The 18,475-nt window shown below is 72.3% G+C and carries 10 protein-coding genes; 8 read left to right on the plus strand and 2 right to left on the minus strand.

What is annotated here, in order from left to right; all coding sequences use genetic code 11:
* Window positions 1-32 precede the first annotated feature (32 nt).
* Together HNR73_RS29680 and HNR73_RS29685 are read right to left on the minus strand one after the other, a co-directional pair.
* Window positions 33-323 carry a DUF427 domain-containing protein gene (locus tag HNR73_RS29680; protein ID WP_184790971.1) on the minus strand — a complete coding sequence of 97 codons (291 nt, stop codon included), beginning with the start codon at window positions 321-323 and terminating at the stop codon, window positions 33-35.
* A 77-nt stretch (window positions 324-400) separates the two neighbouring features.
* On the minus strand, window positions 401-3,145 hold the full coding sequence (locus HNR73_RS29685) for an ATP-binding protein (protein WP_184790972.1): 2,745 nt from the start codon (window positions 3,143-3,145) through the stop codon (window positions 401-403).
* 159 nt (window positions 3,146-3,304) lie between these two features.
* On the opposite strand from HNR73_RS29685, the gene HNR73_RS29690 reads away from it, so the two are divergent.
* From HNR73_RS29690 to HNR73_RS29725, 8 genes are all read left to right on the plus strand, one after another.
* Complete coding sequence (locus tag HNR73_RS29690; RefSeq protein ID WP_184790973.1) at window positions 3,305-3,862, plus strand: hypothetical protein; 558 nt, start codon at window positions 3,305-3,307, stop codon at window positions 3,860-3,862.
* Between the two features lie 117 nt (window positions 3,863-3,979).
* On the plus strand, window positions 3,980-4,516 hold the full coding sequence (locus HNR73_RS29695) for a hypothetical protein (protein ID WP_184790974.1): 537 nt from the start codon (window positions 3,980-3,982) through the stop codon (window positions 4,514-4,516).
* A 990-nt stretch (window positions 4,517-5,506) separates the two neighbouring features.
* On the plus strand, window positions 5,507-10,582 hold the full coding sequence (locus tag HNR73_RS29700) for a non-ribosomal peptide synthetase (RefSeq protein ID WP_184790975.1): 5,076 nt from the start codon (window positions 5,507-5,509) through the stop codon (window positions 10,580-10,582).
* Window positions 10,579-13,515: a type I polyketide synthase gene (locus tag HNR73_RS29705; RefSeq protein WP_184790976.1), complete on the plus strand. Its 2,937-nt coding sequence runs from the start codon at window positions 10,579-10,581 to the stop codon at window positions 13,513-13,515. Before HNR73_RS29700 ends, HNR73_RS29705 begins: the two co-directional genes overlap by 4 nt.
* A gap of 2 nt (window positions 13,516-13,517) precedes the next feature.
* Window positions 13,518-13,712 carry an MbtH family protein gene (locus tag HNR73_RS29710; protein WP_184790977.1) on the plus strand — a complete coding sequence of 65 codons (195 nt, stop codon included), beginning with the start codon at window positions 13,518-13,520 and terminating at the stop codon, window positions 13,710-13,712.
* Window positions 13,709-14,470, plus strand: a complete 762-nt coding sequence (locus HNR73_RS29715; protein ID WP_184790978.1) for a thioesterase II family protein — start codon at window positions 13,709-13,711, stop codon at window positions 14,468-14,470. Before HNR73_RS29710 ends, HNR73_RS29715 begins: the two co-directional genes overlap by 4 nt.
* Window positions 14,467-16,143, plus strand: a complete 1,677-nt coding sequence (locus HNR73_RS29720; protein ID WP_184790979.1) for an acyl-CoA dehydrogenase family protein — start codon at window positions 14,467-14,469, stop codon at window positions 16,141-16,143. Before HNR73_RS29715 ends, HNR73_RS29720 begins: the two co-directional genes overlap by 4 nt.
* 38 nt (window positions 16,144-16,181) lie before the next feature.
* Window positions 16,182-18,458, plus strand: a complete 2,277-nt coding sequence (locus tag HNR73_RS29725) for a lantibiotic dehydratase (RefSeq protein WP_184790980.1) — start codon at window positions 16,182-16,184, stop codon at window positions 18,456-18,458.
* The last annotated feature ends 17 nt before the right edge of the window (window positions 18,459-18,475 follow it).

Genomic DNA, 18,475 nt, shown 5'->3' on the forward strand with positions numbered 1-18,475 from the left:
CCGGTGCCGGGTTCCGGCACCGGCCACGGATGTCAGTCCTCGACCACCTCGACGCCCTTCCAGAAGGCCACGTAACCCCTGATCGAATCCGCTTCCGGCTTCGTCTCGGGGTAGTACCAGGCGGCGTCGGCGTTGTCCTTCCCGTCGACGCTGACCGTGTAGTACGAGGCCGTGCCCTTCCAGGGACACACGGTGTGCGTCGCGGTCTCGCGGAAGAGCTCCCGTTTCACGGCGTCCGGCGGAAAGTAGTGATTGCCTTCCACGACGATCGTCTCGCCGGACTCGGCGAGTACGGCCCCGTTCCAGGTCGCGCGTACGGTCATCGGTGTCCGCCTCTCATCATCGTCCGCGCGAACCCGTGTCGGCGCGGCAGACGGTCCAACGCATCGACGAGGCCCGATCATCCCGTCCCGTCGCCCAGCACCTCGGCGACGACCGCCGCGAGCCCGATCCCCTCCGCCGAGGCGATCGCCGACTCCGCGTCGGCCCCGAGCAGCTCGCGGGCCGCGGCCCGCGTGGCCTCGCGATCGTCGACACGGTCGGGATTGAACGGCATCACCCCCAGCCGCCCCCACTCCCGATCCACCACCGTCAGCAGCCGCATGCCCTCGAAGGCCAGCCCACCCGCGACCCGCACCGCCGCCAGACCCTCCAGCGCCACCAGGATCCCGGTCCGCAGATCCAGCCCGCGATAGAGCCCGAGCGCCTCGACGTAGAACCCCTCCGCCTCGGCGTGCTCGCCACGCCACCGCGCCATCGTCGCCAGGTTCGCCAGCGACGCCGCCTCGGCGCTCGCCGCACCGATCGCACCGAGCCGCCCCCGCGCCTCGGCGAACATCGCCGTCGCCTCGTCCCACCTGCCCAGCCCACGCAGGGCCAGCCCCAGCGGATTCAGCGACACCGCACCGCGCAACTCGTCACCACCCGCCTCCGCCAGCCGATGGCACTCCTCCCCGTAGACCAGCGCCGCCTCGTAATCCCGCTGCGCCAAGGCCGTGAAGCACAAACCGTTGAGAGCACTCGCGACCGACGCGTCATCCCCGAGCTCCCGGTAGGCGCGCAGACCGCGCTCGCCGAGGGCTCGCGCGCCGTCGAGGTCGCCGACCGAGCGCGTCATCGTCGAGGCCGCCCGAAGGGTGCGGGCCAGCAGTTCCGGTGCGAGTTCGGCGCCTTCGGCGAGGCCGGGGGCGAGCCAGCGCAATGCGGCGGTCGTCAGGCCCTCGTCGTTCCAGAACCACCACAGCGCGGCCGCGATCCGCACGGCGGGCTCGATTCGCTTGCCCTCGCCGAGCGACCACGACACCGCCGCCCGGAAGTTCGGGACCTCCTCGCGCAGGCGGCGCAACCACGCCGCGTCGGCGCTGCCCGCGGCGGCCTCCTCGGCGAGCTCGGCGTAGCGGTCGGCGTGGGCGTCGCGCACGGTCCGCAGTTCCGCCGACTCCCGCAGCCGCTCCACGGCGTACTCGCGCACCAGCTCCAGCATGCGAAAGCGGGTCCGCGCGTCTCCGGGCGCGGCCACGACCATCGACTGGTCGGCGAGCCTGGTCAGCACCTCGCGCGGGTGTCCGGTGACGATCTCGGCGTCGTCGGCGGCCCAGCCGCCGCTGAAGGCCGACAGACGGCGGAACAGCGAGCGCTCCTCGTCCCCGAGGAGCCCGTGGCCCCAGTCGATCGCCGCTCGCATGGTGCGGTGACGCGACGGCGAGGTCCGGGCGCGTTCGTCGGCCAGGTCGAGGCGCCGGGAGAGCTGTTCGGCGACGTCGGCGAGTGAGCGCGTGCGCAACTGCGCGGCGGCCAGCTCGATCGCCAGGGGCAGGCCGTCGAGCCGCCGGCAGAGGTGGCGGGCGACGGGCATGTCGGCCGGCGTGACGGTGAAGGCCGCGCGGGCGGCGCGGCCCCGGTCGGCGAGCAGGCGCATGGCGTCGGCGGCGGGCAGCCCCGACAGCGGCCACACGTGCTCACCGTCGACGCCGAGCGGTTCCCGGCTGGTGGCGAGGATCCGCAGTCCCGGACAGTGCGCCAGCAGTTCGGCCGACAGGGTCGCGCAGTCCTCGGCGAGGTGCTCGCAGTTGTCGACGACGACGAGTGCCCGCAGCGGACGCAGGCGTTCGGTCAGGGCGTCGAGGAGCGTCCCGCCTTCGGCGGCGCGGACGGCGAACAGGGCGGCGAGGCGTTCGGCGACGGCGCTGCCGGGCGGCGAGGTCGCCAGCTCCAGGACGCGCACGCCGTCGCGGTGCTCGGGTTCGGTGTCGCGGGCCAGTTCGAGGGCGAGCCGGGTCTTGCCGACCCCGCCGGGTCCGGTGACGGTGAGCAGGCGGCAGCGGCCGAGGAGTTCGGCGAGGTCGTCGAGTTCGCGGCGGCGGCCGATGAAGCGGCTCGGCGGGCGGGGGACGGCCGAGGGGCGTTCGAGGGTCGGGTCGCCGCGTTCGATGGCGCGGGCGAGCGCGGCCAGTTCGGGGCCGGGTTCGGCGCCCAGGTCGTCGGCGAGGCGGTCGCGCAGCGCGCGGTAGGCCGCGAGCGCTTCGCCGTCGCGGCCCGAACGGTGCAATGCCAGCAGACGCAGTCCGGCGAGGCGCTGCCGGGTCGGCTGCTCGGCGACGAGCGCGGACAGTCCGGGCAGTGATCCGGCGTGGCGGCCGAGGTTCAGTTCGGCCTCGAAGCGGTCTTCGGCCGCCGACAGGCGCAGCTCGCTCAGTCGCAGCCACTCGTTCTCGACGTCGGGCCCGGCGGGGATGCCGGCGTAGGCGTCGCCGCGCCACAACGCGAGCGCCTCGGCGAGCGCGGCGGAGGCCCCGGCCGGGTCGCCGGACACGTCGGCGCCGGTCACGGTCTTCTCGAAGACGCGGGCGTCGATCTCGTCGTCCTCGACGGTGAGCAGGTACCCGGCGGGCAGCGTCACCAGACGCTCCCCGAGGGCCTTGCGCAGCGTCGACAGGTGGACGTGCAGCGCCGCGGTCGCCGTCGCGGGGGGATCGTCGCCCCAGACCTGGGCGATGAGCCGGTCCGCCGACACGACGCGTCCCGCGTGCACGAGCAGGACGCCGAGCAGCGCGCGCGGTCTCGGTCCGCCGACGCGGGCGGGCGTGCCGTCGATGGTGACGTCGAGCGGTCCGAGTACGCGAAAGCGGGATGGTTCGGTTCCCACGGCCCCTCCACCTTTGGTGAACCTTTGGCGGCACCACCGATGCTTCAGACCTGCCCGTCAAAGCGGGCAAGGGGGGCATCAGCCGCCTTTCGTAACACATGGGGAAGCCTACGACGAGAACGCCGGGTGACTCCAGCAGGTTTCAAGGGGGAGCAACACATGCGAATCACCTCGATCGCGACCACGACGATCCTCGCGGTGGCCGCCGCGGGCCTCGCCGGTTCGGCGGCCCACGCCGCGCCGGCCGAACCCGCCCGGCACTGCGTCGTCGACCTCGACAACGGCGCCGTGAACTGCTACGACAGCTTCGACAAGGCCCTGGCCGACGCGACCGGTGGACGGGTGACCGCCCTGCCGGAGGACCTCGACAAGGCCGTCAACGAGGCCAACGCGGCCGCCAAGTCGGGCTCGGGCCTGCTCGGTGGTGGCACCGACCTCACGCTGAGCATCGAGTACGAGGACGAGGACTTCGACGACTCGACGCTCACCGCCAAGGGCTCGCACGAGTGCACGACCGACTACTACGACACCGACTACTACATGCTCGAACTCGGGGACTACTGGAACGACGAGATCGACTCGTTCCGCGCCTACTCGAACTGCTGGGTGAAGCACTTCGAGCACAGCGAGCTCCGGGGAGCGTGGATCGGCCCGTCGGGCGACCAGTCCGACATGGGGTGGATGCACGACAAGGCGAGTTCGATCGTCTGGACCTGATCGGCACCGTCAGGGGGATGAGGCGGTGGTGCGCTGGGGGCGCGCCACCGCCTTTATGCGCGGATAGGATTCGTCGTCGGCGGCGGAGAGCCCGCCCCTCACCGAGCCTGGAGCCCCATGAACGCCGAGTACCTCCGCGACGCCGCCATGACTGCCGTGATCTTCGGATTCTTCGGCATGGCCTGGTTCGGATGGGCCCAGGAGGCGCCCCCGCCCGCCGCCCGCAAGTTCCTCGGCATCGGCTCGGTCGCCGGGATCCTCCTGGCCATCGGCGGAGGACTTGTCGCCTGGCAGCACTGGAACGACGGCAGCGCCATCACATCGGAGACCGGCCCCCGCTTCGGGATCATCGTCGGCGTCGAGGTCGCCTTCGCCGCAGCAGGTTCCGTGATCCTCACCGTGCGCAAGAAGTCGGCCTACATCGCCCCCTGGATCGCCGCCGTCGTCGGCATCCACTTCATCCCCCTCGCCACCATCCTGGAGACCCCACTCCTGTTCGCCGCCGGCGCCCTCGTGACGATCGGCGCATGGACCTCGATCCGCATCGCCCGCTCCCGCGACCTCACCATCAGCTACGTGACGGGCGCGACGACCGGCAGCGTGCTGCTGTTGTGCGCGCTGGTGTCGCTGACGCAGGCGCTGGTGGCTTACTGACGGTTCCACCTCGGTTCCCGGCTCTCGCGGGGGCCGGTATCGCGGGCCGACACCGATGGCGCATTCACGCCACGGTGGATCTTTCCGTCCCCATGGCATTCCCCTCCCTGAGCCGGTCGCTGTGATTCCGCCATCGGTGCCCTGTCCTGTCGAGAGCTCGGCCGTGCGATCTCGCCGGCGATCTGAACATTTGCGTTTGCGGCTCAGTGCCGTGCCGTGGATGGGACGACCTTGTGCGGGGGTTCAAGGTTCGCTCAAGCTTTCTCGACGCCGCTTCCGCCACTATGGGCCGCACCGGATCATCCGGGTGCGAAAGGGGGAGCGTGATCGACGGCCTTCGGCCGATCGCCGTCCATGCCTTGTCCGAGACGACCGAATGATCGTTTCAGGCCGGTCAATCGCTGAAAGACGGCCGGTCGTTCGCGGGCCACGCCGCGACCTGGCGGTCCTCTCTCGCGCGCGGCTTAGTTGCCGATTGCCCGAAATGCTCTCACGGGTAGATCTCGAACTTCGATTCTGAGTAACCTCAAGTGTCGAATCCGCTGATGTAGGCGTGGCTTAGGTTGCGATGAGTAGGGAGAACGGCTGTATGAGTGACCTGGTACGGGTTCACGGATTGTCGTTAGGCGTGCGAAGACGCCGCGGTCGCGCGGCGTGCGCATGCCGATGTCCCGGGTCGCCACGGCGGGTGCGGCCCTGTCCCGAGGGGACGGGCCGGCCGTCCGGTGGGCGTCCTCCGCGAATCGCCGAGAATGTGGTCCGGGAGGCCCCTGTCTACTGACAAGAATGACTCGCGCCGTTTGATCGATGTTACGCGAACCGGTGCCGAGTGGTCCATCGTGCTGCCTTGAAGCGGTATTCCGCATCGCTCGTCGGTGATACCGCGTTTCGTGCTGCGCTTTTTTCTTCGCAATTCGATTTCCTCTTCGGTCGAAAGACGAAAACGACCTTCGCGATTCGACGTGGTCGGGACGCAGGAAGGAACGGATAATGACTGTCATCGGCACTGTCGCCGCGATGAACGGCGGCGTCGAGTCGAAGCACATCGTGGAGTTGTTCGAGGCGCGGGCGGCCCTCCATGGGGACGCCATGGCGGTGGAGGCGCCGGACGGGCGGCTGACCTACCGCGAACTGGACGAACGCGCCGGTCAGGTCTGCGCGGCACTTCTCGACCGGGGTGTCGGCGCCGACACCGTCGTCGGTGTGCTCCTGCCGCGCGGCACCGAGCTCGTCGTCGCGCTGGTCGGCATCGCCAAGGCGGGCGCGGCCTACACCTCACTGGACCTCGCCGCACCGACGCGGCGCCTGCGGCGGACGCTCGCCACGGCCGGAGCGCACTGGGTCGTCACGGCCTCGGCGCACCTGACCGACGACCTCGCCGAGGCGACATCCGACGCGGAGCTGCTGCTGCTCGATTCCGACGAGGTGCGAGCGCACTCCACCGAGGGACCCTCGGCCGGTGTCGCCGACGACGACCTCGCCGTCGTGGTGTTCACGTCCGGTTCGACCGGTGAGCCCAAGGGAGTGATGCTGAGCCACGCCGCCGTCACCGACTTCCTCTCCTGGTGGCGCGAGGAGGCCTCGATCGAGGCGGGTGACCGCTTCTCGATGCTGATGTCGACGACCTTCGACGGCGCCATCACCGAGATCTGGCCCGCTCTGACGAACGGCGGGACGATCTGCGTCGTCGACGACGAGGTCCGCCTCGACCCGCCGAGGCTGCGGGACTGGCTCCACGACCAGCGCGTCACCGCCGCCCTGATCCCCACACCGCTGGCCGAGGCCCTCGTCGCCCTCGAATGGCCGCGCACCAGTGCCTTCAGGACCTTCTTCACCGGCGGGGACCGGCTCACCCGCCGCCCGAGCCCCGACGCCCCTTTCACGTTCGTCAACGTCTACGGGCCCACCGAGACGACGGTCGTCGCCACGGCCGGCCCGGTGGTGCCCGCCGAGCCGGGGTCACCGCTGCCGACGATCGGTACGGCCCTGCCGGGTGTGGTCGCGCACGTTCTCGACGCCGAGTTGCGGCCCGTGCAGCCCGGCGAGGTCGGTGAGCTGTACCTCGGAGGTGTCGGCCTGGCGCGCGGATACATCAACCGCCCGGGCCTGACCGCCGACCGCTTCGTCCCCGACCCCTTCGCCGCCGAGGACGGCGCGCGCCTCTACCGCACCGGGGACCAGGTGCGGACGTTCGACGACGGTGAGTTCGCGTTCGTCGCGCGCAATGACACGCAGGTGCAGATCCGAGGTTTCCGGGTCGAGCCCGGCGAGGTCGCGGGGGCTCTGCTGGGGCACGCGGCCCTGGGGCAGGCCTTCGTCCAGGCCGTGGCGGCCGACGGAGACGAGGACTGGCGCCTGGTGGCGCATGTGGCGCCCCGCGATCCGCGGCGGGTGCCGACGGTGAAGGCGCTGCGGGAGTTCCTGCGCGACCGCCTGCCGGGATACATGGTGCCGGACGTGTTCGTGGTCGTCGAGGCGCTGCCCCTGCTGCCCAACGGGAAGGTCGACCTGCGGCGGCTGCGCCGCGTGGACCTGGGAACGCGGCGCGACGCCTGGGAGTACGTGGCTCCGCGCGACGAGCTGGAGGCCCGCCTCGCGGGAATCTGGCGGGACGTGCTGGGGGCGGAGCGGGTCGGCGTCGACGACGACCTGTTCGTGCTCGGCGGTCATTCGCTGGTCGCGACCACGATCGCCGCGCGGATCCGGCAGGCCGAGGGCGTCCAGCTGTCCATCGGCGACGTCCTGCGGACCCCGACGGTGGCGCGGCTCGCCGAACTGGTCCGCGAGCGCGCCGCGGCGCCCGGCGCGCTGCTGCCGGTGCTGACCGGGGCCGAACGCTCGCGCGCACCGCTGTCCCGGCAGCAGGAGCAGGTGTGGTTCCTCGACAAACTCAACCCCGACAGCATCGCCTACCACGCGCAGATGACGATCCGCGTGTCCGGTGAGTTCGACCTGGACGTCTTCGACCGGGCCCTGACGGAGATGACCCGGCGGCACGCCATCCTGCGCGGGACCTACTCCGAGGACGCCGACGGCCGGTGGCAGACGGTGCACCGTCCCGGACCGGTGAAGGTGAAGCGGATCGACCTGACCGGTCTTGAGCCCGGCGAGCGCGAGTCCCGGGCCGAGCGGATCGTGACGCGGGAGATGCGCCGCCGGTTCGATCTGGGCCGCCTGCCACTCCAGCGGTGGACGGCGGTGCGGCTCGCGCCCGACGAGCACGAGCTGATCATGGTCGAGCACCACATGGTCCACGACGGCTGGTCCTTCGCGGTGATGATGCGCGAGCTGAAGGCGCTCTACGCGGCCTGCATCGACGGCGTCGCGCACGGTCTCCCCGAACTCACGGCCCAGTACCACGACTTCGCGGTGTGGCAGACCGAGGACCTGGCGGGCTCCGGGGTGCTCTCCGCCCAGTTGGCGGAGTGGAGGCGGCGGCTGGCCGACCTGCCCGAGCCGCCGCCGCTGCGGCCCGATCGGCCGCGTCCGGCGGTCAGCGCCAACCTCGGCAATACCCTCCGCCTTGAACTGCCGTCGACGCTCCCGCCGGCGCTGCGCGCCTTCGCCCGCCGTGAGCGGGTGACCCTGTTCTCGGTGATGTTCGCCGGATTCAATGCGCTGCTGCACCGCTACACGGGCGCCGATGACCTGCTGATCGCCTCGGCCTTCGCCAACCGGCGGGTGCCCGGCACACAGGACATGATCGGCATGTTCGTCAACCCGGTCCCGCTGCGGACGGCCGTCACCTCCGACGACACCTTCGCCGACCTGGTGCGGCGTTCGGCGAGCGGGCTCGCCGATGCCGCCGACGGGCAGGAGTTCCCGTTCCCGGAACTGGTGCGCGCACTCAACCCCGGCCGTGATCCCTCGGTGCAGCCGCTGACCCAGATCATGTTCAGCGCACACGATTCGACCATCCCCGACCTGGACTTCGGGTCGGCCTCGGGCACCGTCTTCGAGCGCGGGAACGGTTCGGCGAAGATGGATCTCGACGTGGTGGTCCTGCCCCGCGCCGAGAGCCAGACCAACGACGCCGACCGCGTCGACGAGCGGATCGCGCTGCTGTGGGAATACGACAGCGAGCTCTTCGACGAGGACACCATGCGGCGCATGGCCGAGCGCTACGTGCGGTTGCTGGAGTCGGCCGTCGCCGAGCCTGAGACCACCGTCGGCGCGCTGCCCCTGACCTCGCCGCGGGAATCGCGGCGGATCCTGCGCGAATGGAACCCGCCGCCGGCCGACGGGCCTTTCCAGCCGGTCCACCTCGACGTCTTCGCGCGGGCCGACGAGCTGCCGGAAGCGCCCGCCGTGCTCGGCGGCGGAGAGGCGCTGTCGTACGCCGAACTGTCCGCGCGGGCCGCCGCCCTGGCGTGGGACCTGCGGGACATGGGAGCCGGACCGGGCTCGGTGGTGGCCGTCGCGCTGCCGCGCGGCGCCGACCTCGCGGTCGCCGAACTCGGCGTGCTGGCGGCGGGCGCTGCCTTCCTGCCGATCGACGTGGGGACTCCCACGGCACGGATCGAGCGCCTGCTCGCCGACGCCGGCGTGTCCGTCGCGGTGACCTCGCGGGACCGGGCCGCGCTGCTGCCGTCCGGAACACGGGCCCGGTGGATCGAGGAACCGCCGTCCGGTGACCGGGCCGGTCTCCCACTCGCCGAGTTCTCGCCCGACACCCCGGCATACGTCATCTACACGTCCGGATCGACGGGCACACCGAAAGGCGTGCTGGTCGCGCACGGAGCCGTGGCCAACCTGGTCGCCTGGCATCGCCGCGCGTTCGCGTTGTCCACCGTGGACAGACTGACCATGGTCGCGTCGCCCGCCTTCGACGTGTCGGTCGGGGAGATCTGGCCCGCGCTGGTGTCGGGTGCGAGTTTGTCAGTGCCCGATGAGGAGCTGCGGGTCTCCCCGCAGAGACTGCGGGACTGGCTGTGCGAGGAGCGGATCACGGTCACCGACCTGCCGGTGGTGCTGGTGGAGTCGCTGCTCGGCCTGGAGTGGCCGGATGACACGGCGCTGCGGTACATGCTGACCGGCGGCGACCGGCTCACCGCCCGCCCTCCGGAAGGGTTGCCCTTCGCACTGGTCAACGCATACGGGCCGACGGAGGCGGCGGTGACCGCGACCAGCGGCGCGGTGGAGACGGCCGCCGGTGGCCGCCCGCCGTCGATCGGCGCGCCCATCGACGGCGTCACGGCCTACGTGCTCGACGCCGAATCGCGGCTCTGCGCCCCCGGGATCGCCGGTGAGCTGCATCTGGGCGGCGCCGGCCTCGCCCTGGGCTACCTCGGGCGGGCCTCGGCGACGGCGGACCGCTTCGTTCCCGATCCCTTCGGCGACGGGACGCGGCTGTACCGGACGGGCGATCTCGCCAGACGTCTCCCGGACGGCCGCCTGGAATTCCTGGAGCGGATCGACGCGCAGATCAAGATCCGCGGTTACCGGGTGGAACCCGCCGAGATCGACGCGGTGCTCCGGGAGCACCCGGCGGTCGGGACCTCGCACGTGGCGGTCCGGCGAGAGCGCTCCGGCGACCGCCTGGTGGCCTACCTGACACCGGGCACGGAGTCCGCCGACGCCGCGGGGGTGCGTGCCCACCTGGTTGAGCGCCTGCCGAGCTACATGGTCCCGTCGGCCTTCGTGTGGCTCGACGCGTTGCCTCTCAACCGGAGCGGGAAGGTCGACACCGCACGGCTTCCGGCGCCGTCGGCGCCGTCCACGGCCGGCGGGCGGGCACCCGCCGACGCGCTGGAGCAGCGGCTGGTCGTCGTGTGGAAGGACGTGCTCGGGCTCGACGACGTCGGCGTCACCGACAACTTCTTCGACCTCGGCGGGCATTCGCTCCTCCTCGGGCGTCTGCATCAACGGCTGACGAGCGAGTTCGGCCTGGCGCTGCCCATGGTCGCGTTGTTCCAGCACACCACGATCCGCGCGCTCACCAGGCACCTGTCCGGTGCCGCCTCGACCGCGGACGCGGGTGCCGCGGCACGGTCGCGGCGAGCCGGGAACGCCCGGCTCGGCGACCGCCGACGCGACCGGCGCGGGACCGACGGCGGTCCGCGATGACCGACGAGACCTCGTACGTAGCGGTCGTCGGGATGGCCGGGCGCTTCCCGGGAGCGGCGGACCTGGACCGGTTCTGGGCCAACCTCGCCGCCGGCGTGGAATCGATCGAGCCGCTCCCGGCGCCTCCGGGCGCCTCGCACCAGCCCGCGATGGGCGTCCTCGACGACGCCGACCGCTTCGACGCCGGCTACTTCGGGTACGCGCCGGGCGAGGCGATGCTGATCGACCCGCAGCACCGCCTCTTCATGGAATGCGCGGTGGAGGCGCTCGAAGACGCCGGCGAGGACCCGGACCGCTTCGGCGGACCGGTCGGCGTCTACGGCGGCAACAGCAACTCCTACTACCGGGAGACGCTGCGGCCCTACCGCGACCTGATCGGCTCGCCCAGTGAGTTCCAGCTGCAACTCGGCTCCGGCAGCGACTTCCTCACCTCGCGAGTCGCCTACCAGCTCGGGTTGCGGGGCCCCGCCGTGTCGGTGCAGACGGCGTGCTCCACGTCGCTGGTCGCGGTCCACCAGGCGGTGCAGGCGCTGCTCGCCGGAGAGTGCGACATGGCGCTGGCCGGCGGGACGAGCGTGCACGTCCCGGTCTATCCGGGGGAGTACACCGAGGGCGGGGTCCTAACCGCCGACGGGCACTGCCGCGCCTTCGACGCCGCCGCCTCGGGCGTCGTCAGCGGGATGGGCGTGGGCATCGTCGTCCTCAAACGGCTCGACGACGCCCTCGCCGACGGGAACACGATCCAGGCGGTACTGCTGGGCACCGCCGTCAACAACGACGGCCGCGACAAGATCGGGTTCACCGCCCCGAGCGTCGACGGCCAGGCGGAGGTGATGCGCACCGCCCTCGCCGTCGCCGGAGTCGATCCCGACACCGTCGGCTACGTAGAGGCGCACGGGACAGGCACGCCCCTGGGAGACCCGATCGAGGTCGCCGCGCTCACCGCGGCCTACGGACGCGGCACCGAACGCGAGGACGTGTGCTGGCTGGGATCGGTCAAGACCAACATCGGCCACACCGACGCCGCGGCGGGCGTCGCCGGACTGATCAAGGTTGTGCTCGCGCTCCGCGAGCGCCGGTTGCCGCCCTCCCTGCACTTCACCACCCCGAATCCCGGGATCGATTTCGCGAACTCGCCGTTCAAGGTGAACACCTGGCTCAGGGACTGGCGGACCCTCGGCGGCGCCCCGCGCCGGGCGGCGGTGAACGCGCTCGGGCTGGGCGGCACCAACGCCCACGTCCTCGTCGAGGAGCCGACCAGGACAGCGCCGACCGACCCCGGCCGGCCGTGGCAGCTGGCGGTGCTGTCGGCGAGATCGCGGTCAGCCCTGGCGGCGGCCAAGGTCCGCCTCGCCGAGCACCTCGAACGGCACCCCGACCTCGACCTGGCCGACGTCGCGTGGACGACCCAGATCGGACGCAGGGAACTGCCCTTCCGGCAGTCCTTCGTGGCCTCCGACACGTGGAGTCTGGCCAAGTCGCTGCGGGAACCGGCCCCCACCGGACCGGTCGCGGAGGTGTCGGCGGGGACTCGGCAGCTGGTGATGTTCTTCCCCGGCCAGGGCGGGCAGAAGGTCGGCATGGCCGCCGACCTCTACCGCCACGAGCGCCGGTTCCGGGAGGTGTTCGACGAGGCGGCCGCGCTGTTCACCCCGCTCCTGGGCCTGGATCTGCGCCAGGTCGTGTACCCCGCCGCCGGACGGGAGGAGGCCGCGGTCGCGGAGCTGGCGGCGATGACGGTCAGCCACGCGGCGATCTTCAGCGTCGAGTACGCGCTGTTCCGGCTGTGGCGGCACTGGGGTGTCACGCCCGACCTCGTGGCGGGGCACAGCCTCGGCGCGATCGTCGCCGCGACCGCCGCGGGGGTCTTCGGGCTAGACGACGCCGTGTCGGTCGTGGCCGAACGCAGCCGCCTCCTGCAGGAACTGCCCCCCGGCGCGATGATCGCGGTCCCGATCCCGGAACCCGAACTCGCCGGCGACCTCCACCCGGAGCTGGCCATCGCGGCGGTCAACTCGCCCGACCAATGCGTGGTGACGGGGCCGGCGGCACGGATCGACGAGCTCGCGGCGCGACTGGCCGCGCGGGAGGTGACGGTACGCCGCCTGCACATCCCGGCCGCCGCCCACTCGACGCTGATCGACCCCGTCTTGCCCGGGTACACCGAGTTCATGGCCTCGGTGCGCTACCGCGATCCGGTCCTTCCACTGCTCTCCGACCGCACCGGCCGTGCCCTCGACGCCGCCGAGGTACGGGATCCGCGCTACTGGGCCGGGCATCTGCGCAACACGGTCCGCTTCGGCGAGGTCGTGTCGACCGTGCTCGGCCGCGAGCGGGCGACCGTGCTGGAGGTCGGTCCAGGGCACACCCTGAGCACCCTCGCCCGCCGCCATCCCGGCTTCGGCCCGGGCCACGCGGCCGTCGCGAGCCTGCCGCACCCGGCCGACGACGCCTCCGACCTCGCGCATCTGCTCGGTGCGGCGGGCGCGCTGTGGGAACTTGGGCACGGCGTCGACTGGAGCGGACCGCACGACGGGGCCCGACGGCTGCGGGTGCCGCTGCCGACGTACCCCTTCGAGCGGACGCGCTTCCGGGTCGACCCGGCGGCGGACCCGCCGGTGGCGATCGAACCGCCGGTCACCGGCGACGACGACGGCGACGACGCGGGCGAACCGCCGTCGACCGAGGCCGAGGCCGCGGTGGCCGCGTCCTTCGAACGCGTATTGGGCGTGGCGGTACCCGGTCGCCGCGCGAACTTCCTCGATCTGGGCGGCGACTCGCTGCTGGCCACCCAGCTGACCGCGTGGATCCGCCGGGACTACCGGGTACGCGTCCTGGTCCGCGAGTTCCTGAAAGCCCCCACGGTCGCCGAACTGGCCCGCCTCATCGACGAGCGTGCCGCGTCGGCCACCACCGAGCGAAAGGAATCCTGAACATGTACGAAGACGACGGCGACCGCCGGTACACGGTGGTCCGCAACGATGCCGGCCAGTACTCGACCTGGCCCGCCGACCGGACGCCTCCACGCGGCTGGGAGGTCGCCGGACGCACCGGCACGAAGGCCGAATGCCTCGCCGAGATCGAGACACTGTGGACAGACCTGCGTCCGGCACGGGGCGGGCGCTCGTGACCGGCGCGGTGTGGGAACTCGTCCGGCGAGCGGCACCCGGCCCCGCCACCCGCCTGCACTGCTTCCCCCACAGTGGAGGGTCGCCGGGGGAGTACCTCCGATGGTCGGACGCGCTGCCCCGTGCCGAGGTGCGGGCCGTGCAGCTACCGGGCCACGGCGCCCGCCTCGCCGAGGCGCCGCTGCGGGACGTGCGGGAACTCGTCGGGCGGCTGGTCGCCGCGGTCGAGTTCACGCCGCCGTTCGTGCTGTTCGGGCACAGCCTCGGCGCCCTGATCGCCTACGAGACGGCCCACGCGCTGAGCGCCGCGGGACTGCCGCCGCCCGCGGGCCTCGTGGTGTCGGCGTATCCGGCTCCGCATCTGACCAGGCTCCAGGCGAGGACCCCGGTGCACCGGATGTCCGACGGGGAACTGACACCGCTCGTGCTCGCGGGCTACGGGGAACTCGCCGACGAGCTGCGCGCCGATCCCGAATACCTCGGCATGGTCCTCGACCGCTATCGCGCCGACCACGAACTCGTGGAGACCTACCAGTACCGCGAACGGGAACCGCTCACCTGCGACGTGACCGTCCTGGGCGGCCTCGACGACGACATCGGCGTCGACGAACTCGCCGCATGGCGGGCGCACACCGACGCCGGCTTCGCCGTCCACCTGTTACCCGGGGACCACTTCTACATCCGCTCAGGCCACGGCGAGGTGATGCGCCTGCTCGACGCGTCCCTGTTCACTCACCGACCGCAGGGGATCGGCTCATGACGTCCACACCGCCCCACGCCCCCGCCGGAGCCGAACTCCTCGGCGAGATCTACGACGGGCGGATCCGCTGGGATCTGCTGACGCCCTTTCCCCGCCAGGACCCCGCCGACCGGAAAGACGGTGACGAGGCCGTCGCCGAACTCCGCGACACGCTGGCGGCCTGGCCGGACCTCGACGAGGTCCTCGCCCGCCCCCTAAGGCGCGAGCGCCTGATGCGGGAACTCGCCGAACGGGACCTGCTCAACATGCGCCCGGACACCGCCGACGGCGGGCGCGGGATGTCGTCGGCGAGCGCCTTCCGGGTGCTGGAGGCGGCGGGCGAGTGGTCGCCGTCGCTGTCGCTGTCGATGGCGGTGGCCAACACCCTCGGAGCCGGCGCCTACCTCTCGGTGATCCCGGACGGCCCGCTGCGGGACTTCATCGCCTCGGGGGTCGCCGGCCGGATCGGCGCGGGCGCCGACACCGAGGCGGGCGGAGCGTCGAACGCGCTGCGCCAGACCGTCGCGGTACCGGTCGACGACGGCCGCGCCTACATCCTCAACGGCGAGAAGTCGTTCATCACGAACGCGCCGGTGGCGGACATCGTCGACGTCTCGGCGACGGTCGCCGACGACGGGCCGCCCCGGGTGGCGCTGTTCTGGCTCACCACCGACACCCCGGGAGTCGAGGTGGGACCGGAGCACGCCTACACGGGTTTCGCGGGAGCGCCCAACGGGGTCCTGCGCCTCAAGGACGTGCGCGTACCGGCCGAGCACATGCTCGGCGACGCCGTGGACGGCTGGCGGTCGATCGCGGGCCTGACCGAGCTCGCGGTCGAGTCGAGGATGCTGCTGATCTCCGCTCCGGCGCTGGCGATCGTGAAGCGCTGCGTGCGCATCGCCGCCGAGCACGTCGGCCGCCGCAGCGTGAACGGCGTTCCGCTGGCCGGGTACAGCCAGGTCGAGGGCGTGCTCTCCGACCTGGGGGCAGAGCCGTACGCGCTGGACGCGCTGATGCGCTGGTGCACCCTGGGCTCCACTCGCGCCGACACGGTCCTGGAGTGGCGGGCGGGCAAGAACCTCACGTCGATGGCGTGCTGGCGCGCGTCCGACGCGGCCGTGTCGCTCCTGGGCGCCCAGGGCGTGGAGACCGCGGCGAGCAAGCGACGGCGCGGGCTGGAGGACGCGGCCCCGGCCGAGGAGCTCCAGCGTGCCGCGCGCGTGCTGCGGGTCAGCGGCGGCGTGGACTTCCTGGTCGACTTCACCTCCGGCCGCAACGGCCTGTTCGCCAGGCGCTACGAGCGCGCGGGCGAGGCCGTTCCGGCACCGGCGGCCGTCCCCGACGGGGTTCCGGAGCGACTGCGCGGGCACGCGTCCTTCCTCACCGCCGAGGTGGCGCGTCTGGCCGAGCGGGCGCGCGGTCTCGTCGCCGAGTATCCCGACCTGGCGGCGTTGTCCGAGCGGCAGTGGATCCCGATCGCGCTGAACCGCGTCGGCGCGGAACTGCTGGCGATGGTGCTCACGGTCGCGCGAGCGAGCGATCCGCGCGAGGAACCGGGGATCGACCTCGCCGACGTGTACTGCCTCGCCGCGCGCCGGCGGATCGCCGACGCCTGGCGGGAACTCGACGACGGCGGCGGCGCCGGCCGGAGCCGCGTCACCGCCGCACTCCTCGCCCGGTACGGCGCGGCATGACCGGATTCGCCGACGACGAACGACAGGAGCCCTCGACCATGTCCGATCTTCCCGCCCACCTGGTGCGGTTTCCGGGCTCGTCCTGGTGCGTGTGGCGCGAATGCTCCCTGCGCAGTGCAGGTTTCCCGGTGTCGGCGGCCGCGCGCTTCGCCGACACCGCGGCGGCCGCCGCGGTGTCCGACGCGGACCCGGGGTCCGGATGGGCCGCCGCGCAGGAGCGGTCGACCGCCGTGCTGCGGTCCTTTGTGGACGACCCCTTGTTCCGGGAGGCCGTGGCCTGGCAGAACCCGTCGATCGAACGCAACTGGATGGGCCGGCTGGCCGCCTCGGACGACGACCGCAAGCTGCGCAAGTCCCGGTACCTGCGGGCGGTGGCCGCCTACGCGCAGCGCTACGCCACCAAGAACGACACCATCGGTTTCTACGGCCCGGTCGCCTGGGCCACATGGGACGAGACGACTCCCGGCCTGACCGTGTCGGCCGGGCCCGGCCTGCTGCGCACCCGCACCACCTACTTCGAGAACTGGGCGATCGAGGAACTCGCCCGGACGCTGTCGCTCGACCCCGCCCTGCGCCCGTGGCTCAAGCCGCGGGTCGCGGCGGCCTGCCTGTTCGACGCGCCGGTCGTACACCGCGCCTTCGGTGGACCGGTCGTCTTCGACGCGGCGGAGGTCGAGCTGCTCGGCTGGTGCGACGGGTCGCGCAGCGTCCGCGAGATCACGACGCTCCTCGACGGCGTCTGGGACGAGGCCGGGATCCTGGCGCGGCTGGACGCGTGGGCGGCCGAGGGCATCGTCCAGGCCGACTTCACCGGACCGATCGAGGCCCGGCCGGAGGCGCGGCTGCGGGCGGTCCTCGGCGAGGTCGGCGATGCCGACGCCCGCGCCGGCGCGCTGGCACGTCTCGACCGCCTCGACGCCGCCCGCGACGGGCTCGTCGCCGCGCGCGGTGACGCCACCGCGGTCGCCGAGGCGTCCGGTCGCCTGTCGGCGGTGTTCGAGGAGCTGACCGGGGCACGGTCCAGTCGCCGCGACGGGGAGATGTACGCCGGGCGCACCCTCGTCTACGAAGACGCCCGCAGGGACCTCGACGTCACGCTCGGCAGCGCGCTGCTGGAGTCGCTGGCACCGCCCTTGAGCATCGTGCTCGACTCGGCGTCCTGGCTGCTGGCGCGGTCGGGGGAGACCCTCCTCGACCGGCTCACCGGGATCCTCCGCCGGCACCGCGACCGCACCGGCGAGTCGTCGATGCCGTTCACCGAGTTCCTGACGCGCGCCACACCCGTCCTCTCCCCGTGGTCGGGGGCGGATTCCCCGCTGGACGAGGTGATCACCGAGTTCCAGGACCGGTGGGCGAAGGTCCTCGGCCTGCCCGGCGACGCGCGGCGCCACCACGTCGCCGGGGAGTCCGTCGCCCGGGCCGCGGCCGAGGCGTTCCCGCCGTCACCGGCCCCGTGGCCGGGCGCGACGCACCTGTCGCCGGACCTGATGATCGCGGCCCGCGACGTCGCGGCCATCGAGTCCGGTGACCACACCTTCGTCCTCGGCGAGCTGCACCTGTCGAACAACACCTTGCAGGCGCGGCCGTTCGTCGAGCAGCACGACGATCCCGCTCGCCTGTTGCGCGGAATGGAGTCCGACCACGGAGATCGGCGCGTCTTCTACGTGCCGACCCGCGAATCGCCGCTGGTCAGTTCCCGTGCGTACCCGTCGGCGCTGCTGTCGCCGGCCTACACCTACTGGTGCCTCCACGACGACTCCGGCGGCGCCGCCGGTCCGGTCCTTCCCGCCGCGGCGATGACCGTCCACCTCGACGGGGACACGGCCACCGTCCGTGAACGGCTCGGCGGACGGCGTTTCGCGCTGCTGGACGTCCTCGACGAGCAGCTGTCGTGGGTGGTCGCCAACATCTTCGCCCCACTGCCGAAGGCCCGCCACAACCCGAGGGTGTCGATCGACCGCCTGGTGCTGCACCGCGAGAGCTGGCACGTCGACGCCGCCGACGTCGACTGGGCGCACCATCCCCGCGCCTCGGAGCGGTACCGCCTCGCACAGGCGTGGCGCGCCGAACACGGCATCCCGCCGCGCGTGTTCTACAAGTTCACCGGCGAGGTCAAGCCCTGCTTCCTCGACTTCACCAGTCCGGCGCTCGTGGAGTGCTTCGCGCAGAGCGCCCGCGCCGACGCGGCCTCTCCCGAGGCGGGCGCGGTCGGCTTCAGCGAGATGCTCCCCGACCTCGACGACGTGTGGCTGCCAGGACCCGGCGGCACCTACACCTCCGAGTTCCGCCTGGTGTGCCTCAACCGCCCCCACTGACCCCGAAAGGACCAGGA

The organism is Phytomonospora endophytica (genome assembly GCF_014202425.1).
Classification (GTDB): domain Bacteria; phylum Actinomycetota; class Actinomycetes; order Mycobacteriales; family Micromonosporaceae; genus Phytomonospora; species Phytomonospora endophytica.